This window comes from Pseudomonas sp. TWR2-1-1, assembly GCF_049897045.1.
Classification (GTDB): Bacteria; Pseudomonadota; Gammaproteobacteria; order Pseudomonadales; family Pseudomonadaceae; genus Aquipseudomonas; species Aquipseudomonas versuta.
The window spans coordinates 458,504-485,224 of record NZ_JAFCVM010000004.1 but is presented as its reverse complement, the minus strand read 5'-3'; the positions used below and the strand labels follow the sequence as shown (position 1 = coordinate 485,224).

Annotated in this window: 21 protein-coding genes; 16 read left to right on the top strand and 5 right to left on the bottom strand. The window is 56.2% G+C overall.

Translation table 11 applies throughout. From position 1 onward, the window contains the following. Window positions 1-9: 9 nt before the first annotated feature. Together ACP7BO_RS13335 and ACP7BO_RS13330 are read right to left on the bottom strand one after the other, a co-directional pair. Window positions 10-798, bottom strand: a complete 789-nt coding sequence (locus ACP7BO_RS13335; RefSeq protein ID WP_060691325.1) for an MlaA family lipoprotein — start codon at window positions 796-798, stop codon at window positions 10-12. Further along, window positions 791-2,089, bottom strand: a complete 1,299-nt coding sequence (locus tag ACP7BO_RS13330) for a serine/threonine protein kinase (RefSeq protein ID WP_060691326.1) — start codon at window positions 2,087-2,089, stop codon at window positions 791-793. The genes ACP7BO_RS13335 and ACP7BO_RS13330 overlap by 8 nt, the downstream gene beginning before the upstream one ends. Before the next feature lie 231 nt (window positions 2,090-2,320). Here ACP7BO_RS13330 and ACP7BO_RS13325 point away from each other — a divergent pair, with 231 nt between their 5' ends. After that, window positions 2,321-2,680 (top strand): hypothetical protein, encoded by a 360-nt coding sequence (locus ACP7BO_RS13325; protein WP_060691327.1) that lies wholly within the window; start codon window positions 2,321-2,323, stop codon window positions 2,678-2,680. Between the two features lie 67 nt (window positions 2,681-2,747). On the opposite strand, the gene ACP7BO_RS13320 is transcribed toward ACP7BO_RS13325, so the two are convergent. Continuing rightward, entirely contained in the window at window positions 2,748-4,295 is a 1,548-nt protein-coding gene (locus tag ACP7BO_RS13320) for a beta (1-6) glucans synthase (RefSeq protein ID WP_426210848.1), read from the bottom strand. 294 nt (window positions 4,296-4,589) lie between these two features. Here ACP7BO_RS13320 and ACP7BO_RS13315 point away from each other — a divergent pair, with 294 nt between their 5' ends. From ACP7BO_RS13315 to ACP7BO_RS13305, 3 genes are all read left to right on the top strand, one after another. Continuing rightward, complete coding sequence (locus tag ACP7BO_RS13315) at window positions 4,590-5,444, top strand: glycine betaine ABC transporter substrate-binding protein (protein ID WP_397456155.1); 855 nt, start codon at window positions 4,590-4,592, stop codon at window positions 5,442-5,444. A 223-nt stretch (window positions 5,445-5,667) separates the two neighbouring features. Continuing rightward, window positions 5,668-5,979, top strand: coding sequence for a DUF485 domain-containing protein (locus ACP7BO_RS13310; RefSeq protein WP_060691330.1), 312 nt, complete (start codon window positions 5,668-5,670; stop codon window positions 5,977-5,979). Then, the gene (locus ACP7BO_RS13305) at window positions 5,976-7,634 is read left to right on the top strand and encodes a cation acetate symporter (protein ID WP_060691331.1); all 1,659 of its coding nucleotides are present in this window, start codon (window positions 5,976-5,978) and stop codon (window positions 7,632-7,634) included. The genes ACP7BO_RS13310 and ACP7BO_RS13305 overlap by 4 nt, the downstream gene beginning before the upstream one ends. A 246-nt stretch (window positions 7,635-7,880) precedes the next feature. On the opposite strand, the gene gltA is transcribed toward ACP7BO_RS13305, so the two are convergent. Further along, window positions 7,881-9,170, bottom strand: coding sequence for a citrate synthase (gene gltA, locus ACP7BO_RS13300; RefSeq protein ID WP_060691332.1), 1,290 nt, complete (start codon window positions 9,168-9,170; stop codon window positions 7,881-7,883). 350 nt (window positions 9,171-9,520) lie between these two features. On the opposite strand from gltA, the gene sdhC reads away from it, so the two are divergent. The 10 genes from sdhC to brnQ all read left to right on the top strand — a co-directional run bounded on the left by sdhC (window position 9,521) and on the right by brnQ (window position 22,671). Continuing rightward, window positions 9,521-9,907, top strand: a complete 387-nt coding sequence (sdhC, locus tag ACP7BO_RS13295; protein WP_085985560.1) for a succinate dehydrogenase, cytochrome b556 subunit — start codon at window positions 9,521-9,523, stop codon at window positions 9,905-9,907. Continuing rightward, the gene (sdhD, locus tag ACP7BO_RS13290) at window positions 9,901-10,269 is read left to right on the top strand and encodes a succinate dehydrogenase, hydrophobic membrane anchor protein (protein ID WP_003446906.1); all 369 of its coding nucleotides are present in this window, start codon (window positions 9,901-9,903) and stop codon (window positions 10,267-10,269) included. The genes sdhC and sdhD overlap by 7 nt, the downstream gene beginning before the upstream one ends. A 3-nt stretch (window positions 10,270-10,272) precedes the next feature. Then, window positions 10,273-12,048, top strand: a complete 1,776-nt coding sequence (gene sdhA / locus ACP7BO_RS13285) for a succinate dehydrogenase flavoprotein subunit (protein ID WP_426210844.1) — start codon at window positions 10,273-10,275, stop codon at window positions 12,046-12,048. 11 nt (window positions 12,049-12,059) lie between these two features. Continuing rightward, on the top strand, window positions 12,060-12,764 hold the full coding sequence (locus ACP7BO_RS13280) for a succinate dehydrogenase iron-sulfur subunit (protein ID WP_060691334.1): 705 nt from the start codon (window positions 12,060-12,062) through the stop codon (window positions 12,762-12,764). A gap of 260 nt (window positions 12,765-13,024) precedes the next feature. Continuing rightward, the gene (locus ACP7BO_RS13275; protein WP_060691335.1) at window positions 13,025-15,856 is read left to right on the top strand and encodes a 2-oxoglutarate dehydrogenase E1 component; all 2,832 of its coding nucleotides are present in this window, start codon (window positions 13,025-13,027) and stop codon (window positions 15,854-15,856) included. Between the two features lie 40 nt (window positions 15,857-15,896). Then, entirely contained in the window at window positions 15,897-17,111 is a 1,215-nt protein-coding gene (odhB, locus tag ACP7BO_RS13270) for a 2-oxoglutarate dehydrogenase complex dihydrolipoyllysine-residue succinyltransferase (RefSeq protein WP_426210841.1), read from the top strand. Window positions 17,112-17,205: 94 nt separating this feature from the next. Next, the gene (lpdA, locus tag ACP7BO_RS13265; RefSeq protein WP_060691337.1) at window positions 17,206-18,642 is read left to right on the top strand and encodes a dihydrolipoyl dehydrogenase; all 1,437 of its coding nucleotides are present in this window, start codon (window positions 17,206-17,208) and stop codon (window positions 18,640-18,642) included. A gap of 226 nt (window positions 18,643-18,868) precedes the next feature. Next, entirely contained in the window at window positions 18,869-20,035 is a 1,167-nt protein-coding gene (sucC, locus tag ACP7BO_RS13260; RefSeq protein WP_003446919.1) for an ADP-forming succinate--CoA ligase subunit beta, read from the top strand. Then, complete coding sequence (sucD, locus tag ACP7BO_RS13255; RefSeq protein ID WP_060691338.1) at window positions 20,035-20,916, top strand: succinate--CoA ligase subunit alpha; 882 nt, start codon at window positions 20,035-20,037, stop codon at window positions 20,914-20,916. Before sucC ends, sucD begins: the two co-directional genes overlap by 1 nt. A gap of 441 nt (window positions 20,917-21,357) precedes the next feature. After that, complete coding sequence (brnQ, locus tag ACP7BO_RS13250) at window positions 21,358-22,671, top strand: branched-chain amino acid transport system II carrier protein (RefSeq protein WP_060691339.1); 1,314 nt, start codon at window positions 21,358-21,360, stop codon at window positions 22,669-22,671. 185 nt (window positions 22,672-22,856) lie between these two features. On the opposite strand, the gene ACP7BO_RS13245 is transcribed toward brnQ, so the two are convergent. Further along, window positions 22,857-23,117 (bottom strand): hypothetical protein, encoded by a 261-nt coding sequence (locus tag ACP7BO_RS13245; RefSeq protein WP_003446926.1) that lies wholly within the window; start codon window positions 23,115-23,117, stop codon window positions 22,857-22,859. Between the two features lie 235 nt (window positions 23,118-23,352). Here ACP7BO_RS13245 and htpG point away from each other — a divergent pair, with 235 nt between their 5' ends. Further along, a complete protein-coding gene (gene htpG, locus ACP7BO_RS13240) occupies window positions 23,353-25,257 on the top strand; it encodes a molecular chaperone HtpG (protein WP_397456157.1) in 1,905 nt (634 codons plus the stop codon). Window positions 25,258-25,316: 59 nt separating this feature from the next. Further along, a complete protein-coding gene (locus ACP7BO_RS13235; RefSeq protein ID WP_060691341.1) occupies window positions 25,317-26,045 on the top strand; it encodes a dienelactone hydrolase family protein in 729 nt (242 codons plus the stop codon). Window positions 26,046-26,721 lie beyond the last annotated feature (676 nt).

Sequence of the window (26,721 nt, the reverse complement as noted above, 5' to 3'; positions counted from 1 at the left end):
GCATCCGGATTACTCGGCGATTTGCAGCTTGCGCGCTTCGGTATAGATGTAGCGCAGCTTGTCGTACTCAAAGGGTGAGTCAAACTGCCCATAGCGGAAGCTGGTGTTGTAGCGCTTGTCGATAGCGCCCAGCACCCAGATTTCCGGGTGGCGGGTACTTTCGTGAGGCACGTTGAGGAAGTTGATTTCCTGGGCGGCACCATAGTCGACCACCAGGCCCGTGGTGTCTCGCAGGTTTGAAGGGCCGAGGATCGGCAGCATCAGGTAAGCGCCGCCGGGTACGCCGTAAAAGCCCAGAGTCTGACCAAAGTCTTCGCTCTGGCGTGGCAGGCCCATAGACGTCGCCGGGTCCCACAAACCGCCCACCCCCAGCGTAGTGTTCAACAGCAATCGGCCAGTGGTCTCCAAAGAGCGATGCCCCTTGAGTTGCAGCAGGCTGTTGAACAGGTTGGGCACATCACCCAGGTTATTGAAGAAGTTGCTCACCCCGGTGCGCAGAAAGCTCGGGGTGACATAGCGGTAACCGTCAACCACCGGCAGGAAGACCCACTGGTCGAAGCGGTAGTTGAAGTGGTAGATCCGGCGGTTAATCGATTCCAGCGGGTCATACACGCTCAATGCGTTCATGGTCGCGCGCTCAAACTCACGCTGGTCAAGACCGGGGTTGAACTTCAGGAGTTTCAGCGGCTGAGTAAAGCCGTCGATGTCTTGAGTGCGCTCTGTCTGAGTCTTGCCGTCGTCGGCCTGGGCATAGCCGGCACTGAGTAAGGCGGCGAGAAGCAAAATATGTTTAGCCACGGAAGAACTCCAGCATAGCGTCAGCGTTGACACGGTAGTTGAGGTTGCCGCAATGGCCACCATACGGGTAGACCGTCAGGCGATTGCCGAAGGTTTTACGCAGAAATCCAAGATCGCCAGGACCCAGGATGATGTCGTCGGCGTTGTGCATAACGGCAATCTTGGGGCTGTTTTGCAGGTAATCCTTAAGCGCATACAGGCTGACCTGATCTATCAGCTGCAAAAGGGTGCCGCCATCAGTCCTGGCGCGCCACATCGGGATCACCTGCTCGGTGAGATAGCAGTCAAAGTCACATTGCAGCGAGCGCTTGAGGAACGGCGTGAGGCTGGTGCCTTCGGTGATCGGGTAGTTCGGCGGGGTAATCAGTCCGCGGCGGTTGATCAGGTCCGAGGTGAACACGATATCGGCTGATGAGAAGCGGAACATGGTGCCGATCAGCATCGCCATTTGCTCGTTGGTCAGGCGCTCCTTGGAATTCTGTATGTCGTAGACCAGGGCCGCATTAATGTCGACATAGCCTTTTTGCTTGAAGTAGCGGGTCAGTTTTTCCAGCACCAGTTCGTAGAACGTTGTGCTGTTATTGATGCCCTTCACCTCGGTCTGTACCAGCTTGTCGAGGTTGCTGATGGAGGTATAGAGGTTGACGGGCGGGTTTAGCATCAGGACTTTTTTGAAGTTGAAGCTTTTACGGGTTTCATCCAGGTGGCTGACGAACGCAGCGTCCAGTGCCCCCAGGCTGTAACCCGCCAGGTAGTAGTCGGTGACCGGGACGTCCGCCTGTTGCGCGCGCACTGCCTGCATTACCCGATACAAATCTTCTGCATCGTACTGACTGACGCCGGGTGTGGCATAGCGCGAGGCAGCGCTCATAAAGTCATAGCTGGTGGGCGATGACAGTTGCACCACGTGGTAGCCCGCCTTGTAGAAGAGCTTTTTCAGGAACTCGTTGAGGCTGCTGTCATAAGGCGCGCCGGTGCCTGCAATCAGAAACATCAGGGGGGCCGGATGGTCTTGTCTGGCTATGCGGTAGGTGAGCTTTTTAACTGCCCAGAAGTTGGCGGGCAGTGTGAACTCACGTTCAGGGCGCAGCTTGAGGCTGTAATCCGACTGCCTGATATCGTCGTCGTCGGGAAGCAGCGGGCGCATCTCCGGAGGAGTGGTCGCAATTGTTGCTTCAAACGGGTTGGTCAGCGGGTAGCCATAGGTGGCGGGGTCAATATCAACCGCCTGTGCGGACGCACTCAATAAAAGGCCGCATAGCAAGGCGGCGAGAGGCAGAGAACGAAGCATGAAGACTATCCCTAAGAAGGTGCGCAGAAGATTCGCAGGCTATGACCACAGGGCTACCGTCAAAGTGCCATTGAGCAGCACGATTAAATCCCCCGGTTTTGTTTCGAGCAGGCAAAAAGCTACCAGACGATACACGTTGAATGACTTTAGTGAACAGATATCTGATTGCAAGGCTTGCATACCCAAGAGGGGGGATTAAGCTGGGCGCCGTTTTGCCTTTTGGAGTTTCTTATGCGTGCGCGTATGCCGTTGATCTTGCTGCTTCTCGTCCTGGCCCTGTGGCTGGCTGCCAGTTACGGCCTGCGTTACGGCTTGATGGAAGATTCGCAATGGGTGGGGACGTGTGTTGCAGAGGCGGCGCGCTGGGAGTGCCAGTTGCGGGCGAATCTGGGTTGGTTGATCCACTTCAGGGTGCTGGGCTGGGTGGCAGTGGCCACCTCGGTGATCGCATTTTTTGTGCGCGGGCGGGTTGGCAGTGCGCTGGCAGTCCTGGCGTTGTTGTTCGGTTTTCCTGCGCTGGCGCTGTATAACGCCAGCCTGGCGGTGTTCGCAGTGGTGATCGCGGGGTTGCGGTTAGTCAGGGCGGGCTAGGTGTATTAACCATCGCGGGCAAGCTCGACCCTCAGGAGCGAGCTTGCCCGCGATCAGTTAAAGCCTCTCAGCGAACCCTGAGGCTACTCCAGAGCGCCGCCACCATCAGTACGCAAACCAGTGCCCATGTCCAGGCCTGTTCATTGTGAAGGCCTTCACGGTATAGCTGCAGCGGTATCCCGGCACCAATGATCATTGCCAGCAGTCCGAATTCCCGGCGCGGTCCCCGTGCCGGGCGTAGCAGGTAAACCAGTGCGGGCAGTAGCAGAGCTGCGCTGGGGAAGCTGCGATAGCGCGGTTCGAAAACCAGCCCCAGCATCATCACGGCACCGGCAAAGCCTGCCGCGGCCAGCCACCATCCAGCCCGATTATCCAGTGCATTGAACAGTCGCTCGCGCCAGCCATTGTTTTGGCCCAGGGCCAGAGCGCCATGGGCCAACACAATGAAGTTCAAGGCGATCAGAATGCCGGCCCACAGCCATTCCCCGGCAAAACGGCTGGTGACCGAAGCCAGCTCGGCCCATGCCACGATGCTGCAACCCGCCACCGCGCCAAGCGCAGGCAATAGCAGGGCTGAGCGAGTGGTGCGAACGCGTCCGCCAATCAGCAGTGTGCTTACAAACAACGCAACGCCAAGCCCTAGCCAGACTGGCCAGTGAGGCAGGTTGGTGACAGGTCCGGCGAGGATGCCCTTGTCCTGGCGATCGGCATCAAACAACCCCCAGTAGCCGCCTACAGCCCCTTCGCTGCCGCGTTTCCAAGGCTGGTCGAAGGCTTCGATTAGGTTGTACTTCCAGCCATTTTGTTCGGCCAGGTTGACAAAATCACGGATGAATTTTGCTTCGTTGACCCGGCTGGGCAGGGCTGTTTCACGCTGGCGGCCCTCGCTTGGCCAGCCGGTTTCGCCAATCAGAATGTCTTTAGGTGCGAACTTGTTGCCGAATACCTCGCGAACTTGCGCCACATGGTTCACTGCCTGGTCGATGCCCGCAGGATCATCTTCCCAATAAGGCAGGAGGTGGATGGTCAGGAAGTCCACGGCCGGGGCAATTTCCGGATGCTGCAACCAGAACTCCCAGACGTCGGCGTAGGTGACAGGCTGCTTGATCCGGCTTTTGACTTGATTGATCAGCTTGACCAGTTGAGGCGCTGTGATTTCCTTGCGCAGCAAGGCCTCGTTGCCCACGATCACCGACGTGACCACGTCCGGGTTGGCATTGGCCGAAGCAATCAGTGCATCCACTTCTTCAGCAGTGGTCTGCGCATTGCTGCTCACCCAGGCGCCGATCATCAGCTTCAGGCCGTGCTTGCGAGCCAGTTCGGGCAATTGTTCAAGGCCCGCCTGCGAGTAAGTACGAATACATTCGAAGCGTGTGGCAAGCAGCGCCAGATCCGCGTCCATCCGCTCAAGCCGGGGTACGAAAGGCTGGTCGAACGGTGACTGATCCTTGTCGAACGGCGTATATGACGCACATTGCAGCTTGTGGGTCGGGGTGGCAGCGTCGGGCAAAATCACCGGTTTGCCAAGGCCGTACCAGAAGCCGGCAATGGCAAATACGCCCAGTAAACAGGCGAACAGATAAGGCAGGACGGGGAAGCGTGCAGTCGCGGACATGGTCAGGCCGTATGGGAGCAAAGCCGCGCATCTTACCTGCTATTGGAGGCCCCGGCGCGCCCGGTAAAATTTGGACACGTAACCTTTGATTGATTGTGTGATTGCAATACAGGTTGCTGTTACGCCATTGCGGTGCATGTCGTTGGTGGTTGCCTGGGCGTCGTCGTCAGAGCAGGCCTGTGGGCGGGCGGGGTTGATGATCAGGTGCGTATTGTGTCGGGGTGCCTGGCCGGCTCCGAAATGATCTTGATGTGGCCCGGCACTCGTCGGGCCCTGCACTGTGGGGAATCATTAATGAAGATGCGACGAATTTTGAGCGCGGGAGCTGCCTTGGTGCTGGCGATGAGTGCGGGGTTGGCGAGTGCCCAGAGCAAGCCGACGCTGAATATTGGTTATGTCGATGGCTGGTCCGATAGCGTAGCGACCACCCATGTGGCTGCTGAAGTGATCAAGCAGAAGCTGGGCTATGACGTGAAGCTGATGCCGGTCGCCACCGGCATCATGTGGCAGGGTGTGGCGACCGGTAAGCTCGATGCCATGTTGTCAGCCTGGTTGCCGGTTACCCACGGCGAATACTGGGCCAAGAACAAGGACAAGGTTGTCGATTACGGGCCTAATTTCAAAGACGCAAAAATTGGCCTGATCGTGCCTGACTATGTAGCCGTCAAGTCCATAGCCGACTTGAAGGACGATGCCGGTTTCAAAAAGAAAATCGTCGGCATTGACGCCGGATCGGGCGTCATGCTGAAAACTGACGAAGCGATCAAGGACTATGGGCTGGACTATAAACTGCAAGCCAGTTCCGGAGCGGCCATGACCTCGGAGCTGGGTCGCGCTTACGCTAAAAACGAGCCGATCGTCGTCACTGGCTGGGTGCCGCACTGGATGTTTGCCAAGTGGAAACTGCGTTTCCTGGATGATCCGAAAGGTGTTTATGGGGCCGCAGAAACTGTTAACAGTATCGGCAGCAAAGAGCTGGGCAAGAAAGCCCCTGAAGTTGCTGCCTTTTTGAAAAAGTTTTCGTGGAACTCCAAAGATGAGATTGGCGAGGTAATGCTGGCTATTCAGGAGGGTGCAAAACCTGAAGTTGCGGCAAAAGAGTGGGTTGCCAAGCACCCGGAGCGTGTTGCCCAGTGGACCGCTAACTAATCGCGAAGTGTCTAGCTCGCAGTACACAAGACCGTTTGGTGTTTACGCCAAACGGTTTTTGCGTTTACGGGGGTTGTTGCGGGTGCACATCGTCCTTGCAGACTAGAGAAACCGGGGGCTTGAGCGCAGTTGAGGCTCTACTACTAAAGTCGTCTGGAATTGAATTTGAAGCCCCCTAATAGTGAAAACGTTCCATCTCATCTGTGCTGCGAGGACAAAAATAATGAACGACAGCATTTACCTCTCTATTCAAAACAGTCCCCTCTTCAAGGAACTGGTCAGAAAAAGAGAACGCTTCGCCTGGATACTCTCGGCAATCATGCTCGGGTTGTATGCCGCCTTTATCCTTTTGATTGCTTATGGGTCGCACATCATGGGGGCCAAGTTAACCCCTGATTCGTCCATTACCTGGGGCATACCCATCGGAGTGGGGCTGATTGTTTCGGCTTTTATTCTGACGGCCATTTATGTACACCGGGCCAATGGCGAGTTTGATGACCTGAACAATGCAATTCTCAAGGAGGCGGGGCAATGATCAGGCGTCTATTGGCAACACTGGGAATTGCAGCCCTGGCTCCGAGTGTCTGGGCAGCAGAAGCCCTGACCGGAGAAGTTCAAAAACAGCCGCTTAACGTTTCGGCGATCATTATGTTTGTCCTGTTTGTCGGGGCAACTTTGTGCATTACGTATTGGGCTTCAAAGCGCAATAAATCGGCAGCGGACTATTACGCTGCGGGCGGCAAAATCACCGGTTTTCAGAATGGCCTGGCTATTGCGGGCGACTACATGTCTGCCGCGTCTTTTCTGGGTATTTCCGCGCTGGTGTACACCTCTGGCTACGACGGCCTGATCTACTCGATCGGCTTCCTTGTAGGCTGGCCAATCATTCTGTTTCTGATCGCAGAGCGTCTGCGTAACCTGGGCAAATACACCTTTGCCGATGTGGCGTCCTATCGATTGGGCCAGGCCCAGATTCGCTCGCTGTCTGCCTGCGGCTCGCTGGTAGTGGTGGCGTTTTATCTGATTGCGCAAATGGTGGGGGCGGGCAAGCTGATTCAGCTTCTGTTCGGTCTGGACTACCACGTTGCAGTGATTCTGGTGGGTATTCTGATGTGCTTGTACGTGTTGTTCGGCGGCATGCTGGCGACCACCTGGGTACAGATCATCAAGGCGGTTCTGCTGTTGTCGGGCGCTACGTTCATGGCCGTAATGGTGATGAAGCACGTTAACTTCGACTTCAACTCGCTGTTTGCCGAAGCCATCAAGGTCCACCCAAAGGGCGAGGCCATCATGAGCCCCGGTGGTTTGGTGAAGGATCCGATTTCGGCATTCTCCCTCGGGCTGGCGCTGATGTTCGGTACTGCGGGTCTGCCTCACATCCTGATGCGCTTCTTCACCGTAAGTGATGCAAAAGAAGCCCGTAAGAGTGTGCTCTACGCGACCGGCTTTATTGGCTACTTCTATATCCTGACGTTCATTATCGGTTTTGGCGCGATCCTGCTGGTGAGCACCAATCCTGCGTTCAAGGATGCTGCCGGTGCCTTGCTGGGCGGTAATAACATGGCGGCAGTGCATCTGGCAGATGCGGTCGGCGGCAGTATCTTCCTGGGCTTTATCTCGGCAGTGGCCTTTGCCACCATCCTGGCGGTGGTTGCAGGTTTGACCCTGGCGGGCGCTTCGGCGGTGTCCCATGACCTGTATGCCAGCGTGATCAAGAAAGGCAAAGCCAACGACAAGGATGAAATCCGCGTCTCGAAGATCACTACTGTGATCCTGGGCGTGCTGGCGATTGGTCTTGGCATTCTGTTTGAAAGCCAGAACATTGCGTTCATGGTTGGCCTGGCGTTCTCGATTGCTGCCAGCTGTAACTTCCCGGTCTTGCTGCTTTCCATGTACTGGAAAAACCTGACCACCCGCGGTGCGATGATTGGCGGCTGGATGGGGTTGATCAGTGCTGTTGGCCTGATGATCCTTGGCCCGACCATTTGGGTGCAGATCCTGCACCATGAAAAAGCCATCTTCCCTTATGAGTACCCGGCGTTGTTCTCGATGATCATCGCGTTTGCGGGTATCTGGTTCTTCTCCATCACTGACAAGTCCAAGGCTGCAGAGAAAGAGCGGGCACTGTTCTTTCCTCAGTTTGTGCGTTCTCAGACCGGCCTGGGGGCGAGCGGGGCGGTGGATCATTAATCGGCTGTAAAGGGTAGGTGCAAAAGAATCCCCCTGTCGCAAGGCAGGGGGATTTTTGTTTGTATCGCTGCTCAATAATGTGTAGGCGCGTGCTTGGTCGCGAGCTATTGGTTGGCGCTACAAGAGCTCGCGATCAAGCTCGCTCCTGCAGGCAGTTGCATTCAGCACAAACTAATACGGCCCCTGCTCTTGTTAAGAGGCAGGGGCCGTATTGGCTGCAATCAGGACTCTATCGTGGGACAGGCCTTACTTGCGGTCTTCCAGTTTGGTGATGTCACGCTGCTCGTAGCCGGTATACAACTGGCGCGGGCGGCCGATCTTGTACGGGCTGGAGAGCATTTCTTTCCAGTGCGAGATCCAGCCGACTGTACGCGACAGGGCGAAGATCACGGTGAACATGCTGGTTGGAATGCCGATCGCCTTGAGGATGATCCCCGAGTAGAAGTCGACGTTCGGGTACAGCGAGCGCTCGATGAAGTACGGGTCGGTCAGGGCGATCTCTTCCAGGCGCATGGCCAGTTCGAGTTGCGGATCGTTCTTGATGCCCAGTTCCTTGAGTACTTCGTCGCAGGTCTTTTTCATGACCGTGGCGCGCGGGTCGCGGTTTTTGTAAACCCGGTGACCGAAGCCCATCAGTTTGAACGGATCGTTCTTGTCCTTGGCCTTGGCGATGAATTTGTCGATGTTGGACACATCGCCAATTTCGTCGAGCATGGTCAGCACGGCTTCGTTGGCGCCGCCGTGGGCAGGGCCCCACAGTGCAGCGATACCGGCAGCAATACAGGCAAACGGGTTGGCACCCGAAGAGCCTGCCAGGCGTACGGTGGAGGTCGAAGCATTCTGTTCATGGTCAGCGTGCAGGATAAAGATTTTATCCATTGCCTTGGCCAGTACCGGGCTGATCGGTTTGATCTCGCACGGCGTGTTGAACATCATGTGCAGGAAGTTTTCGGCGTAGGTCAGGTCGTTACGCGGGTACATCATGGGTTGACCCATGGAGTACTTGTAAACCATCGCAGCCAGGGTAGGCATCTTGGCAACCAGACGGATCGCAGAGATTTCGCGATGCTGCGGGTTATTGATGTCCAGGGAGTCGTGGTAGAAGGCCGAGAGGGCGCCGACTACACCGCACATGACCGCCATCGGGTGGGCGTCACGACGGAAGCCGTTGAAGAAAGTCTTCAACTGCTCGTGAACCATGGTGTGGTTCTTCACGGTGCTGACAAATTGAGCCTTCTGCTCTGCGGTCGGCAATTCGCCGTTCAGCAGCAGGTAAGCGGTTTCAAGATAGTCAGAGTGTTCGGCCAGCTGTTCGATCGGGTAGCCGCGGTGCAGCAGGATACCGTTGTCACCATCAATATAGGTGATCTTCGACTCGCAAGATGCGGTCGACATGAAGCCAGGGTCAAATGTGAACCGGCCCGTGGCCGTAAGGCCTCGCACATCGATTACATCGGGACCCACGGTGCCAGTTAAAATGGGCAGCTCGACGGGGGCTGCGCCCTCGATGATCAACTGCGCTTTTTTGTCAGCCATGTGGCCTCCTATTTATGCTTGAAATCATCAGACAGACCCCCCACGCAGGGCCCGCACCACTATAGTGAGATAAATTCGAATGTCAATTTGCCTAAAGTCTTGCTGTACAAGGCTTTGAACAGCGATTTTTAGCGAATATCCCGGCCGTTTACGCCTTTTATGCCCGAAGCGCAATGCGCTATTAGGGGAAGGTGATTGCGTTGTCATTAGCGACCTAACTGTCTATACTCGGCAGCCGACCGCCAGGGGCTTTTGGGCCTGTTTAGATGGGGGTCGTCACTCCCGGGTGGTGGGTACCTGACCAGTGCGCATCCCAACAAACTTGCCCTGATTGTTAGGGGCTCTTCAGTGTGAAAAAAGCCGTGAATAGCCAACGACCTGTAAACCTAGACCTAAGGACCATCAAACTCCCCATCACCGGCGTTACGTCATTTCTGCACCGTGTATCGGGCATCATTCTTTTTCTCGGCCTGGGCTTCATGCTTTATGCATTGAGCAAATCCCTGGGTTCCGAAGAAGGTTTTGCCGAGGTGAAGGCATGCTTGACCAGCCCGCTGGCCAAATTCGTTGCGTGGGGCCTGCTCTCTGCCTTGCTGTATCACCTGGTTGCCGGTGTGCGCCACTTGATCATGGACATGGGCATCGGTGAGACGCTTGAAGGCGGCCGACTGGGCTCGAAAATCGTAATCGTCATTTCTGTGGTGATGATTGTTCTGGCGGGAGTTTGGATATGGTAACCAGCGTTACGAACCTGTCGCGTTCGGGCCTCTATGACTGGATGGCACAGCGTGTGTCTGCGGTTGTTCTAGCGGCTTATTTCATCTTCCTGATCGGATACCTCGTTGCGAACCCAGGCATTGGCTACGCCCAATGGCATGAGCTGTTCGCAAGCAACTGGATGCGTATCTTCAGCCTGCTGGCCCTTGTTGCTCTGGGCGCACACGCCTGGGTCGGCATGTGGACCATCGCGACCGACTACCTGACGCCAATGGCGCTGGGCAAGTCCGCGACAGCAGTACGTTTCCTCTTCCAGGCAGTCTGCGGCGTTGCAATGTTCGCTTACTTCGTCTGGGGTGTGCAGATTCTTTGGGGTATCTGATTCATGGCTAACACAGTTAATACACTCTCGTTCGACGCCATCATCATTGGCGGCGGCGGTGCAGGCATGCGCGCTGCTCTGCAGCTGGCACAAGGCGGTCACAAGACTGCCGTAGTCACCAAGGTTTTCCCGACTCGTTCCCACACCGTATCGGCTCAGGGTGGCATTACCTGCGCGATCGCGTCTGCGGATCCAAACGATGACTGGCGCTGGCACATGTACGATACCGTCAAGGGCTCCGACTATATCGGTGACCAGGACGCTATCGAGTACATGTGTTCCGTAGGCCCGGAAGCCGTTTTCGAGCTGGAACACATGGGTTTGCCGTTCTCCCGTACCGAACAGGGCCGTATCTATCAGCGTCCTTTCGGTGGTCAGTCCAAGGACTTCGGCAAGGGTGGCCAGGCTGCCCGTACTTGCGCTGCAGCCGACCGTACCGGTCACGCGCTGTTGCACACCCTGTACCAGGCCAACCTGAAGGCCGGCACTGTATTCCTTAACGAGTACTACGGTGTCGACCTGGTGAAGAACGAAGATGGTGCCTTTGTAGGCATGATCGTGATCTGCATCGAAACCGGTGAAACCTCTTACGTTCGCGCTAACGCGACCGTGCTGGCCACTGGTGGTGCAGGCCGTATCTACTCCTCTACTACCAACGCCCTGATCAATACCGGTGACGGTATCGGCATGGCGCTGCGTGCAGGCGTACCGGTTCAGGACATCGAAATGTGGCAGTTCCACCCGACCGGTATTGCCGGCGCCGGTGTACTGGTTACAGAAGGTTGCCGTGGTGAAGGTGGATACCTGATCAACAAGCACGGTGAGCGTTTCATGGAGCGTTATGCTCCGAACGCCAAAGACCTTGCCGGTCGTGACGTTGTAGCTCGCTCGATGGTTAAAGAAATCATCGCGGGCAACGGTTGCGGTCCGGACGGTGACCACGTAATGCTGAAACTTGATCACCTGGGTGAAGAAGTTCTGCACAGCCGTCTGCCAGGCATCATGGAACTGTCCAAGACCTTCGCTCACGTCGATCCAGCCGTAGCGCCGATCCCGGTAGTTCCAACTTGCCACTATATGATGGGCGGCGTTGCCACCAACATTCATGGTCAGGCCATCACTCAGGACGCTGATGGCGTCGACCAGATCATCCCTGGCCTGTTTGCAGTGGGTGAAGTGGCTTGCGTATCGGTTCACGGTGCCAACCGTCTGGGCGGCAACTCGTTGCTCGACCTGGTGGTATTCGGTCGTGCTGCCGGCCTGTTCCTTGAGCAGACCCTGAAAGAAGGCGTTGATTACGCCCGTCCGCGCCAGTCCGACATCGACGCTGCCCTGGCACGTCTGGATGGCCTGAACGCACGTACTGACGGCGAAGACGTAGCAACCCTGCGTAAAGAGCTGCAAAGCTGCATGCAGAACTACTTCGGTGTATTCCGTACTGGCGAATACATGCAGAAGGGTATTGCCCAGCTGGCTGATCTGCGCGCGCGCATTGCCAACGTGAAAATCAACGATAAGAGCCAGGCGTTCAACACTGCTCGTATCGAAGCCCTCGAGCTGCAAAACCTGCTCGAAGTGGCTGAAGCGACTGCAATCGCTGCTGAAGTTCGTAAAGAGTCGCGCGGTGCTCACGCCCGTGAAGATTTCGAAGATCGTGACGACGTTAACTGGCTGTGCCACACCCTGTATTTCCCGGGTGAAAAGCGCGTAGCCAAACGTGCGGTGAACTTCTCGCCAAAAACCGTTCCGACCTTTGAACCTATGATTCGGACTTACTAAGGGTGGCCGATATGTTGAAAGTCAGTGTTTATCGCTACAACCCGGATCAGGATGCCGCGCCGTTCATGCAGGAGTTTCAGGTCAATACCAATGGTAAAGACTTGATGGTGCTGGACGTGCTGGCCTTGATCAAAGAGCAGGACGAAGGTTTTTCCTATCGTCGCTCTTGCCGTGAGGGCGTTTGCGGCTCCGACGGCATGAACATCAACGGCAAAAACGGCCTGGCTTGCGTCACGCCGCTGTCTGCTGTTGTAAAAGGTAACAAGCTGATCGTTCGTCCTCTGCCAGGTTTGCCGGTTATCCGTGACCTGGTCGTCGATATGAGCATCTTCTACAAGCAATACGAGAAAGTGAAGCCGTTCCTGCAGAACGATACTCCGGCCCCGGCCATCGAGCGTCTGCAGTCTCCGGAAGAGCGTGAGAAGCTCGACGGTCTGTACGAGTGCATCCTGTGCGCTTGCTGCTCGACTTCGTGCCCGTCCTTCTGGTGGAACCCGGACAAGTTCCTGGGCCCTGCTGCACTGCTGCAAGCCTACCGTTTCCTGGCTGACAGCCGTGACACCAGAACCAGCGAGCGCCTTGCTTCACTGGATGATCCGTTCAGCGTATTCCGCTGCCGCGGGATCATGAACTGCGTAAACGTGTGTCCGAAGGGCCTGAACCCGACTAAGGCCATCGGTCACGTGCGTAGCATGCTGCTGCAGAGCGGCGTGTGATTCAAGGCTGTACTGCAAGACCGTTTTAACCGTAGATGCTACGGCGCAGGCTTCAACCGGCGCCGTAGTTTTAACCTGAGCAACAGCTCAAAAAGCTGCGGCTCTTATTTTGAAGAAATGAGACCAGCAGGGGCATCCGGGCTGGTACCCGGACTATCAGCGTGATCCTAAGTGGCTTGTTTTAGTCGCTGTATTCGGACTTTCTCAAGCGTGCTCTGGTGTTCTCGTCGATGGTGTCCCCTAACCGAGGGTGACCAAGCATGCAAGAAAGCGTGATGCAGCGCATGTGGAACAGCGGCTATCTTTCAGGTGGTAACGCTGCCTATGTGGAAGAGCTCTACGAGCTCTACCTGCACGACCCTAACGCTGTGCCAGAAGAATGGCGCACCTACTTTCAGACGTTGCCCAATGACGGCAACTCTGCCAACGATGTTTCGCACTCTACAATCCGCGACCATTTCGTGCTGCTGGCAAAGAACCAGCGCCGCGCCCAACCGGTTTCTGCCGGGAGCGTGAGCAGTGAGCATGAGAAGAAGCAAGTTGAAGTGCTGCGATTGATCCAGGCCTATCGGATGCGCGGCCACCAGGCAGCCCAGCTTGATCCGCTGGGGCTGTGGCAGCGTCCTGCACCTGCAGACCTGTCGATCAATCATTACGGCTTGACCAATGCCGATCTTGATACGACCTTCCGTGCCGGCGACCTGTACATCGGCAAAGAGGAAGCGAGCCTACGCGAAATTCTCGAAGCTTTGCAGCAGACATATTGCCGCACCATTGGCGCCGAGTTCACGCACATCGTCGATTCCGAGCAGCGCCACTGGTTTGAACAGCGCCTCGAAAGCGTACGTGGCCGCCCAACGTATTCGGCTGAAATCAAGAGCCATTTGCTTGAGCGCGTGACTGCTGCTGAAGGTCTGGAAAAATACCTGGGCACCAAATACCCGGGCACCAAGCGTTTCGGCCTGGAAGGCGGCGAAAGCCTGATTCCTTTGCTGGACGAGCTGATCCAGCGTTCGGGTAACTACGGCACCAAAGAAATCGTTATCGGCATGGCTCACCGTGGCCGCCTGAACGTTTTGGTCAACACCTTCGGTAAAAACCCGCGCGACCTGTTCGACGAGTTTGAAGGCAAGAAGAAAATCGAGCTGGGTTCCGGTGACGTTAAATACCACCAGGGCTTCTCCTCCAACGTCATGACTTCCGGTGGCGAAGTCCACCTGGCGATGGCGTTTAACCCTTCCCACCTGGAAATCGTTTCCCCGGTGGTTGAAGGCTCGGTACGTGCCCGCCAGGATCGTCGTAACGACAAGACCGGCGAGAAAGTGCTGCCGATTTCCATCCACGGTGACGCTGCATTTGCAGGTCAGGGCGTGGTCATGGAAACCTTCCAGATGTCGCAGACCCGCGGCTTCAAGACTGGCGGTACCGTTCACCTGGTCATCAACAACCAGGTTGGCTTCACCATCAGCAACCCTGAAGACTCGCGTTCCACCGAGTACTGCACTGACGTCGCGAAAATGATTCAGGCACCGATCCTCCATGTAAATGGTGATGATCCGGAAGCCGTGTTGTTCGTCACCCAGTTGGCAATCGACTACCGCATGCAGTTCAAGCGCGACGTCGTGATCGACCTGTTCTGCTACCGCCGCCGCGGTCACAACGAGGCCGATGAGCCAAACGGCACTCAGCCGTTGATGTATCAGCAAATCGCCAAACAGCGCACTACCCGTGAACTGTATGCCGAGCGTCTGACTCAGGAAAACGTGGTTGACGCAGAGCGCGTTCAGTCCAAGATCGACGAATACCGCAACGCGCTGGACAACGGTCTGCATGTTGTGAAAAGTCTGGTCAAAGAGCCGAACAAAGAGCTGTTCGTTGACTGGCGTCCGTATCTGGGCCACGCCTGGACTGCGCGTCACGACACGCGTTTTGATCTGAAAACCCTGCAAGAACTGTCGGCCAAGCTGCTGGAAATTCCGGAAGGCTTCGTGGTTCAGCGCCAGGTTGCGAAGATCTACGAAGATCGTCAAAAAATGCAAGCCGGCGGCCTGCCGATCAACTGGGGTTATGCCGAAACCATGGCGTACGCGACCCTGGCGTTCGAAGGTCACCCGATTCGCATGACCGGTCAGGACATCGGCCGCGGTACGTTCTCGCACCGTCATGCCGTACTGCACAACCAGAAAGATGCTGGTACCTACATCCCGCTGCAGCACCTGTATCAGGGTCAGCCACGTTTTGACCTGTACGACTCGTTGCTGTCGGAAGAGGCGGTACTGGCGTTCGAATACGGCTATTCGACCACCACGCCTGATGCTCTGGTTATCTGGGAAGCCCAGTTCGGCGACTTCGCCAACGGCGCTCAGGTTGTAATTGACCAGTTCATCACCAGCGGTGAACACAAGTGGGGCCGTCTGTGCGGTCTGACCATGTTGTTGCCGCACGGCTACGAAGGTCAGGGCCCGGAGCACTCCTCTGCACGTCTTGAGCGTTACCTGCAATTGTGCGCCGAGCACAACATTCAGGTGTGCGTACCAACGACTCCAGCGCAGATTTACCACCTGCTGCGCCGTCAGGTTATCCGTCCGCTGCGCAAGCCGCTGATCGTACTGACACCCAAGTCGTTGCTGCGCCACAAATTGGCAGTCTCGACCCTGGAAGATCTGGCCGAAGGTTCGTTCCAGACCGTTATTCCAGAGATCGATGCACAAGATCCGGCGAAAGTTGGTCGCATCGTTCTGTGTAGCGGCAAGGTCTACTACGACCTGTTGGAAAAACGCCGTGCCGAAGGTCGTGATGACATCGCCATCGTGCGTCTTGAGCAGCTGTACCCGTTCCCTGAGGACGACTTGATTGAAGTCCTGGCTCCGTACAAAAACGCCAAACATATTGTCTGGTGTCAGGAAGAGCCGATGAACCAGGGTGCCTGGTACTGCAGCCAGCATCACATGCGCCGCATCATTGGCGGTCACGATAAATCTCTCGTACTTGAGTACGCGGGCCGTGACGCTTCTGCTGCACCTGCTTGTGGTTATGCATCGATGCACGCTGAGCAACAGGCAAAACTGTTGCAAGACGCGTTTACTGTTTAACGCCTTCGCGCACTGAAACCGAATTTAAGGAACCACGAACATGGCTATCGAGATTAAAGCCCCTACTTTCCCGGAATCGGTTGCCGATGGCACCGTTGCCACCTGGCACAAGCAACCAGGCGACGCTGTAAAGCGCGACGACCTGATTGTTGACATCGAAACCGACAAGGTTGTGCTGGAAGTATTGGCTACAGCTGACGGCGTGCTGGGCGCAATCGTAAAGAACGAAGGCGACACCGTTCTGTCCGACGAAGTTCTGGGCTCCATCGTTGAAGGCGGCGCCAGCGCTGCTCCAGCCGCCGCTGCACCTGCTGCTTCGGCTGCTGCTGCCCCGGCTGCCGAAGGCGAAGACGATCCGGTAGCAGCTCCGGCTGCTCGCAAGATCGCTGAAGAAAACGGTATCAACATCGCCTCCGTTGCCGGCACCGGCAAAGGCGGTCGTGTGACCAAGGAAGACGTGGTAGCTGCTGTTGCTGCCAAGAAAGTCGCTCCGGCTGCTGCTCCGGCCAAAGCCGCTGCTGCTCCGGCTGCTCCTGTTCTGGCTGCGGGCGACCGTGTCGAGAAGCGTGTTCCGATGACCCGCGTTCGCGCTACCGTGGCCAAGCGCCTGGTAGAAGCTCAATCGAACATGGCGATGCTGACCACTTTCAACGAAGTGGACATGACCGAAGTCATGGCACTGCGTTCGAAGTACAAGGACCTGTTCGAGAAGTCCCACAACGGCGTACGCCTGGGCTTCATGTCGTTCTTCGTGAAAGCAACCACCGAAGCGCTGAAACGCTTCCCGGCTGTTAACGCTTCGATCGACGGCTCCGACATTGTTTACCACGGCTACGCCGACATCGGTGTTGCTGTTTCCAGCGACCGTGGTCTGGTGGTACCGGTTCTGCGTAACGCCGAACTGATGAGCCTGGCTGAAATCGAAGGCGGCATTGCGGCCTACGGCAAAAAAGCCCGCGACGGCAAGCTGTCGATGGACGAAATGACCGGTGGTACTTTCACTATCACCAACGGTGGTACTTTCGGTTCGATGATGTCGACTCCGATCGTTAACCCGCCGCAAGCCGCAATCCTGGGCATGCACAACATTCTTCAGCGTCCAATGGCTATCAACGGTCAGGTTGTAATCCGTCCGATGATGTATTTGGCTCTGTCCTACGATCACCGCTTGATCGATGGCAAAGAAGCTGTAAGTTTCCTGGTAGCAATCAAAAACCTGCTGGAAGATCCGGCTCGTCTGCTGCTGGATATCTGATAGAAGCAGCCATGAGCTGCAAGCCGCAATCCTCAAAAGGGGTTCGACTTGCAGCTCGCGGCTTGAAGCTTGTCGCTAAAGAGGATTCTTTTACATGTCTCAGAAATTTGACGTTGTAGTGATTGGTGCGGGCCCTGGCGGCTACGTGGCCGCCATCAAGGCCGCGCAACTGGGTCTTTCGACTGCTTGCATCGAAAAGTACACCGACAAGGAAGGCAAGCTGGCACTGGGCGGTACTTGCCTGAACGTCGGTTGCATTCCATCCAAGGCGCTGCTGGACAGCACCTGGAAGTATCACGAAGCCAAGGATGGTTTTGCCATCCACGGCATCACCACCGGTGAAGTGAAGATGGACGTTGCTGCGATGATCGGCCGTAAAGCCAACATCGTCAAAGGTCTGACTTCCGGTGTTGCTACCTTGTTCAAGGCCAACGGTGTGACTTCCCTGCAAGGCCACGGCAAGCTGCTGGCCGGCAAGAAAGTTGAACTGACCAAGCCTGACGGCAGCGTTGAAATCATCGAAGCCGAGAACGTGATTCTGGCTTCGGGCTCGCGTCCGATCGACATTCCACCTGCACCGGTCGACAACAACATCATCGTCGATTCGACTGGCGCACTGGAATTCCAGTCCGTACCCAAGCGTCTGGGCGTGATCGGCGCTGGCGTAATCGGTCTGGAACTGGGCTCGGTATGGTCCCGTCTGGGGGCTCAGGTAACTGTTCTGGAAGCTCTGGACACGTTCTTGATGGCCGCTGACGCTGCCGTATCCAAAGAAGCCTACAAAACCCTGACCAAACAGGGCCTGGACATCAAGCTGGGCGCTCGCGTCACCGGTTCCAAGGTTAACGGCGAAGAAGTCGTTGTGACCTACACCGACGCCAACGGCGAACAGACCATCACCTTTGACAAGCTGATCGTAGCCGTTGGTCGCCGTCCGGTGACCACCGAGTTGCTGGCAGCTGACAGCGGTGTGACCATCGATGAGCGCGGTTTCGTGTTTGTTGACGATCATTGCGCCACCAGCGTTCCGGGCGTATTCGCCATCGGTGACGTAGTTCGCGGCATGATGCTGGCACACAAGGCTTCTGAAGAAGGCGTCATGGTTGTCGAGCGCATCAAGGGTCACAAGACCGAGATGAACTACGACCTGATTCCATCGGTTATTTACACTCACCCGGAGATCGCGTGGGTCGGTAAAACCGAACAGGCCTTGAAAGCTGAAGGCGTTGAAGTTAACGTCGGCACCTTCCCGTTCGCAGCCAGTGGCCGTGCGATGGCAGCAAACGACACCGGTGGCTTTGTTAAAGTCATTGCCGATGCCAAAACTGACCGCGTACTGGGCGTCCACGTGATTGGCCCGAGCGCTGCAGAGCTGGTTCAGCAGGGCGCTATCGGTATGGAATTCGGCACCAGCGCCGAGGATCTGGGCATGATGGTTTTCTCCCATCCGACCCTCTCCGAAGCGTTGCACGAAGCAGCACTGGCAGTGAATGGCGGCGCCATCCACATTGCCAACCGCAAAAAACGTTAATACCAGACAATAAGAAACCACGGCGGTTTGCCCGTCGTGAGCCTTGTACGCAAGCCTCACCGCGGAATTTCCGCCGGACGCAGTCTTATGTCGCTTGAGCCAGATCCGGCCCCGCCTGCGCGGGAGTCGGGTTTGTCCGGGCAGCACAAGCAGCAGTCACAGGTGGTGCGGCACTAATTAAAGTGCAGCGCCGAATGCGCAGTACCTAACGAAGACGGTAAAAAGCATGAATCTTCACGAGTATCAGGGTAAGCAGCTGTTCGCTGAATACGGCCTGCCAGTATCCAAGGGTTATGCAGTAGATACCCCGGAAGCAGCCGCAGAAGCTTGCGATAAAATCGGCGGAACTGAATGGGTTGTCAAAGCCCAGGTTCACGCAGGTGGTCGCGGTAAAGCGGGCGGCGTTAAGCTGGTTCGCAGCAAAGAAGACGCTAAAGCATTCGCACAACAGTGGTTGGGCAAGCGTCTGGTGACTTACCAGACTGATGCCAATGGTCAGCCGGTCACCAAGATCCTGGTTGAATCGTGCACTGATATCGCTAAAGAGCTGTACCTGGGCGCTGTCGTTGACCGTTCGAGCCGCCGCATCGTGTTCATGGCTTCCACCGAAGGTGGCGTGGACATCGAGAAAATCGCTCACGACACTCCAGAAAAAATCCTGAAAGCTACTATCGATCCACTGGTTGGCGCTCAGCCATTCCAGGGTCGCGAGCTGGCATTCCAGTTGGGTCTGGAAGGCAAGCAAGTTGCTCAGTTCGCCAAGATCTTCGTAGGTCTGGCCAAGCTGTTCAAGGATCACGACCTGGCTCTGCTGGAAGTGAACCCGCTGGTAATCAAGACTGACGGCGATCTGCACTGCCTCGATGCGAAAATCAACATCGACGCAAACGCCATGTATCGTCAGCCAAAGCTGAAAACTTTCCACGATCCGTCGCAAGACGATCCGCGCGAAGCGCACGCTGCCAAGTTCGAACTGAACTACGTAGCACTGGAAGGCAACATCGGTTGCATGGTCAACGGTGCTGGCCTGGCCATGGGTACCATGGACATCGTCAACCTGCATGGCGGCAAGCCAGCCAACTTCCTTGACGTTGGTGGCGGCGCAACCAAAGAACGCGTAACCGAAGCGTTCAAGATCATCCTGTCCGACAGCAATGTCGCTGCAGTACTGGTCAACATCTTCGGCGGCATCGTTCGTTGCGACATGATTGCCGAAGGCATCATCGGCGCAGTGAAAGAAGTCGGCGTGAAAATCCCGGTGGTTGTTCGTCTTGAAGGCAACAACGCTGAACTGGGCGCTAAAGTACTGGCAGAAAGCGGCTTGAACATCATCGCTGCTACCAGCTTGACCGACGCTGCTCAACAAGTTGTTAAAGCTGCGGAGGGCAAGTAATGAGCGTCCTGATCAATAAAGACACCAAAGTTATCTGCCAGGGCATCACTGGTTCGCAGGGCAGCTTCCACACCCAGCAAGCCATTGAATACGGCACCAAGATGGTTGGTGGCGTAACTCCGGGCAAAGGCGGCACCGAGCACCTGGGTCTGCCAGTGTTCAACACCGTGAAAGAAGCCGTAGCAGCCACTGGCGCAACCGCCAGCGTCATCTACGTTCCAGCTCCTTTCTGCAAGGACTCGATCCTTGAAGCAGCGTTCGGCGGCATCAAGCTGATCGTTTGCATCACTGAAGGCATTCCTACCCTGGACATGCTTGACGCTAAAGTTAAGTGCGACGAGCTGGGTGTTACCCTGATCGGCCCTAACTGCCCTGGCGTTATCACTCCAGGCGAATGCAAGATCGGCATCATGCCAGGTCACATTCACTTGCCAGGCAAAGTAGGCATCGTGTCGCGTTCCGGCACCCTGACTTACGAAGCTGTCAAGCAAACTACTGACGCCGGTTTTGGTCAGTCGACTTGCGTTGGTATCGGTGGTGACCCGATCCCAGGCTCCAACTTCATCGACATCCTGAAGTTGTTCCAGGAAGACCCTAAGACCGAAGCGATCGTAATGATCGGTGAGATCGGCGGTTCGGCTGAAGAAGAAGCGGCTGCCTACATCAAGGCACACGTGACCAAGCCGGTTGTTTCCTACATCGCTGGTGTGACTGCCCCTGCTGGCAAGCGCATGGGCCATGCTGGCGCAATCATCTCTGGCGGCAAGGGTACTGCAGACGAGAAGTTTGCTGCTCTGGAAGACGCAGGCGTTAAAACCGTGCGTTCGCTGGCAGACATCGGCAAGGCTCTGTCCGAGCTGACTGGCTGGGCAATCAAATAAGCCACGTGCTTAGCTGACTGTTACACCAGGCAAAGGCCACCTTCGGGTGGCCTTTGTGCATTGCGGGATAAAGCATTTATTGCAGGAGCTCGCGCTGCAGACATCTGATATGCCGGAAGTAATGGAGTTGAGAGAAAGTTATCTCCAGCAGCTATTACATATGTAGGAAAGTTCTGATTGCGAAATAAGAAAATCACAGGAAAACGATTTTCGATGTCACTTAAGCGACAACTGCGTTCGTTCATCGGACAGTCCGCCCTGTAACAGTGCGTTTCAGGAAAAAAATCGGTAACCTTGCCACCAACTCTGCATTTTTGCGTATGCATCCCAAAAGGAAGCCGCGCGCTAGACGGGTCAACCTTATTCAGGCTGACAGCATTTCCCACATCCGCACGGGAAATTCCCCTCTAAATTCCGATTCAGTAGTGTGGTATTTCCGTAATGAAAGTTTTGAAAGGCCAGGACATTCTGGCACTTGGGTTTATGACATTTGCCCTGTTTGTCGGGGCTGGCAATATTATTTTTCCACCTATCGTGGGCTTGCAGTCCGGACCTCATGTCTGGTTGGCCGCATTGGGCTTCCTGCTCACTGCTGTAGGCCTGCCGGTCGTCACCGTCATTGCACTGGCCAAGGTCGGCGGCGGCATGGATGCCCTGAGCAGCCCGATCGGCAAAGTGGCTGGCGGCATACTGGCAGCGGTGTGCTACCTGGCCGTTGGCCCGCTGTTCGCCACCCCGCGTACGGCTACCGTTTCATTTGAGGTCGGTCTGGCCCCATTGACCGGTGAAAGCCCGCTGGCGCTATTCCTGTACAGCTCCGTGTACTTCCTGATCGTGTTCTTTGTGTCGCTGTACCCAGGACGCTTGCTGGACACTGTTGGCCGGTTCCTGGCGCCGCTGAAAATCATTGCGCTGGCGATTCTGGGCATTGCAGCCTTTGCCTTGCCTGCCGGTGATGTTGGCGTTGCGACCCCGGAATATGTGGCAGCACCGTTCTCCCAGGGGTTTATCAATGGCTACCTGACCATGGATACCCTCGGAGCACTGGTATTCGGCATCGTGATCGTCAACGCGATTCGTTCGCGCGGTGTTGAATCGCCAAAGCTGATTACCCGCTACGCAATCATTGCCGGCCTCATCGCTGGTGTCGGTCTGGCGCTGGTGTATGTCAGCCTGTTCCGTCTGGGGTCGGGCAGCCACGAAGTGGCCGCCGGTGCAACCAACGGTGCTGCAGTCCTGCACGCCTATGTCCAGCACACCTTCGGTTCGCTTGGCAGTGGCTTCCTGGCAGTGCTGATTGCTTTGGCCTGTCTGGTTACCGCGGTGGGGCTGACCTGTGCCTGTGCTGAATACTTCAGCAAGGTTTTGCCGCTGTCCTACAAGACGTTGGTAGTTATCCTCGCCGTGTTCTCGCTGTTCGTATCCAACCTTGGCCTGACCAAGTTGATTGCGTTCTCGATCCCGCTGCTGACGGCTATTTACCCGCCGTGTATCGTCCTTGTGGCCTTGAGCTTCTGCAAAGGCTTGTGGCATGCGCAGGCACGGATTGTTGGCCCGGTGATGCTGGTGTCGTTTATTTTCGGCACCATCGATGCACTTAAAGGTGCAGGCCTGGGTGAGTGGATTCCTGCCCAACTGGCTAACATGCCGTTCAGCAGCCAGGGTTTGGCGTGGCTGGTGCCATGTCTGGTTACCTTGCTGGGTGCGGTAATTTGCGACCGCATGTTGGGTAAGCGTCAAGAAGCTATCGCGTAATGACCCTGCACGGCAAAAGCGTGCACTGAGTCAATCAAAAAGCCCTGCATCTAATTAGATGCAGGGCTTTTTTGATGGGCGTACTTCCTGGCAGGGGATTGAAGATTGTGAGTTTCAATCCTTAACAGCCAGATACAACAAAGCCTGCACTTGGCAGGCTTTGTGTTGCAGCTCACAAAAGCGGATTACTTGCTTTCTGGAGTTGCCACAGGTGCAGCCGGAGCAGCTTCTTTAGCTGCAGCTTCATTCGACTCAGCCTGGGCTTTAGCCGCTTCAGCGTTCTCTTTGGCCGCATCGTTTACTTTGTCTTGGGCTTCATTCATTTTTTCTTGAGATTGCTCGGTGTGTTGAGCAGCTTCCTGGGCCTTGTCTTCGGATTTTTTGTCGCAAGCAGCGAGACCGAGGGTGGCAGCAAGCATCAGGGCAACAGCAAAAGTATTACGCATGGGGTGTTTCTCCTTATGAGTAGATCTACTGGGCGTTTGAGCACGTGCTGTGCGCTTAAGTTCCATGGCCGTTCAGATATATAAACGAGAGGTTATATGCAGCTGTCACGGAGTGAAAAGTGCGGCATTGATTGTGCGGGCCTTGAAATTTGAACCTTAGCCCCCAACTTTCATGACATCCCGCCGCCAACCCTCTCGGGCGTGGCTCATGCCATCTAATCGGAGTTTGATAACAATGAGCGTGGAAACTCAAAAAGAAACCCTGGGCTTCCAGACCGAGGTCAAGCAACTGCTACACCTCATGATCCATTCGCTGTATTCCAACAAGGAAATCTTCCTTCGCGAATTGATCTCGAACGCCTCTGATGCTGTCGACAAATTACGTTTCGAAGCGCTTTCCAAGCCTGAACTGCTGGAAGGCGGTGCTGACCTGAAAATCCGTGTGAGCTTCGACAAGGACGCTAATACCGTCACCCTCGAAGACAACGGTATCGGTATGAACCGTGACGACGTGATCACCCACCTGGGTACGATCGCCAAGTCCGGTACTGCTGACTTTATGAAGAACCTGTCGGGCGACCAGAAGAAAGACTCGCACCTGATCGGCCAGTTCGGCGTGGGTTTCTACTCGGCCTTTATCGTGGCTGACAAGGTTGACGTATTCAGCCGCCGTGCCGGTACGCCTGCAAGTGAAGGCGTGCATTGGTCCTCCAAGGGCGAAGGCGAGTTTGAAGTTGCTACCGTCGAGAAAGCTGATCGCGGTACCAAAATCGTGCTGCACCTGAAGAAAGGCGAAGAAGAGTTCGCTGATGGCTGGCGTCTGCGCAACATTATCAAAAAGTATTCCGACCATATCGCCCTGCCAATCGAGCTGCCTAAAGAGCAGACCGTAGCGGAGGGCGAAGAAGCACCGGCTCTGGAGTGGGAAACCGTTAACCGCGCCAGTGCTCTGTGGACCCGTCCTCGTACTGAAGTCAAAGACGAGGAGTACCAGGAGTTCTACAAGCACATTGCTCACGATTTTGAGAACCCGCTGGCCTGGAGCCATAACAAGGTAGAAGGCAAGCTGGAATACAGCTCGCTGCTCTACGTGCCGGCCCGTGCTCCGTTCGACCTGTATCAGCGCGAAGCGCCAAAAGGTCTGAAGCTGTACGTGCAGCGTGTATTCGTGATGGATCAGGCAGAGTCGTTCCTGCCGCTGTACCTGCGCTTCATTAAAGGCGTGATCGATTCCAATGATCTGTCGTTGAACGTGTCGCGGGAAATCCTGCAGAAAGACCCGATCATCGATTCCATGAAGTCGGCGCTGACCAAGCGTGTACTCGACATGCTGGAAAAACTGGCGAAGAACGAGCCTGAGAAATATCAGGGCTTCTGGAAGAACTTTGGCCAGGTCATGAAAGAAGGCCCGGCTGAAGATTTCGCCAACAAGGAAAAAATCGCCGGTCTGCTGCGTTTTGCTTCGACCCATGGTGACGACGGCGAGCAAAACGTTGCTCTGGCCGACTACCTGGCCCGTGCCAAAGAAGGTCAGGACAAGATTTACTACCTGACCGGCGAAACCTACGCCCAGGTCAAAAACAGCCCGCACCTTGAAGTCTTCCGCAAGAAAGGCATCGAAGTGCTGCTGCTGACCGATCGTATCGACGAGTGGCTGATGAGCTACCTCAGCGATTTCGACGGCAAGAGCTTTGTCGACGTGGCACGCGGTGATCTCGATCTGGGCAACCTGGACTCGGAAGAGGACAAAAAAGCCGCAGAAGAAGTCGCCAAGTCCAAAGAAGGTCTGGTTGAGCGCATCAAGGCAGCCCTGGGCGAAAGCGTCAGCGAAGTGCGGGTATCGCACCGTCTGACCGACTCACCTGCCATTCTGGCCATCGGTGAGCAGGACCTGGGCATGCAAATGCGCCAGATCCTGGAAGCCAGCGGGCAGAAAGTGCCGGATTCCAAACCGATCTTCGAGTTCAACCCGGCTCATCCGCTGATCGAGAAACTCGACGCGGAGCAAAGCGAAGAGCGTTTTGGCGACCTGTCGCACATCCTCTTTGATCAGGCAGCCCTGGCGGCCGGTGACAGTTTGAAAGACCCCGCGGCCTATGTCCGTCGTCTAAATAAACTGTTAGTAGAGTTGTCGGTATAACTGAGCTATAAAAAACCCGCTTCGGCGGGTTTTTTTTGTTTCGAATTCAGGAGTTTTTAATGAAATCTATTACGGTCAGTTCCGTTGCCTATCAAATTGACGGCCTGTCTTACGAAGGCCGTCTGGCCTTTGACCCGAGTCGAGAAGACCCGCTGCCGGGCTTGCTGATGGCACCAAACTGGATGGGTATTAGCGAAGGCGCTGAAGAGATTGCCAAATCAGTGGCAGAGCAGGGTTATGTGGTGCTGATCGCTGACCTGTACGGCCAGGCCATTCGCCCGGCCAACGGTGACGAGGCGGGCGCTGCGATGATGCCGCTCAAGAACGACCGCGCCCTGTTGCGCAAGCGCATGTGGGCGGCCTATGACGTGCTGAAAAACCAGGGCCTGGCCGTGGTCGACAGCAGCAAGCTGGCGACGTTTGGCTTCTGTTTCGGTGGCTGCTGCTCGCTGGAACTGGCGCGTGGTGGTGCACCGTTGAAAGCTGCCATTTCCTTCCACGGATCCCTTGATACACCGAATCCGATCGATGCCAAGAGCATCACCGGATCAGTGCTGGTGCTGCATGGCGCGTCCGACCCGCTGGTGCCCCATGAACAATTGCCGGCTTTCGAAGCCGAGATGAACGCGGCCGGCATCGACTGGCAACTGACCAGCTATGGCGGCGCCGTGCACTCCTTCACAGACCCCCATGCCAACGTGCCGGGCAAAATGATGTACGACGCCAAAACCGCACATCGAGCCTTCACCGCCATGCACAACCTGCTGGATGAAGTATTCAGGGACTGACACCACACTGTGGGCGCTGCCTTGATGGGGCGTTAACATTGTGGGAGCCAGCTTGCTGGCGATGGTTTCGGTTCAATCCTGCAGATACAGCCGGTTGCCTGCATCGCTGGCAAGCCAGCTCCCACAAGGGTGTATGTGTCAGGTCCGGGCCCTGTGGGAGCCAGCTTGCTGGCGATGGCTTCGGCTCAATCCTGCAGATACAGCCGGTTGCCTGCATCGCTGGCAAGCCAGTTCCCACAAGGGTGTATGTGTCAGGTCCGGGCCCTGTGGGAGCCAGCTTGCTGGCGATGGTTTCGGCTCAATCCTGCAGATACAGCCGGTTGGCTGCATCGCTGGCAAGCCAGCTCCCACGAGGGTGTATGTGTCAGGTCCGGGCCCTGTGGGAGCCAGCTTGCTGGCGATGGCTTCGGCTCAATCCTGCAGATACAGGCGGTTGCCTGCATCGCTGGCAAGCCAGCTCCCACAAGGGTGTATGTGTCAGGTCCGGGCCCTGTGGGAGCCAGCTTGCTGGCGATGGTTTCGGCTCAATCCTGCAGATACAGGCGGTTGCCTGCTTCGCTGGCAAGCCAGCTCCCACAAGGGTGTATGTGTCAGGTCCGGGCCCTGTGGGAGCCAGCTTGCTGGCGATGGTTTCGGCTCAATCCTGCAGATACAGTCGGTTGCCTGCATCGCTGGC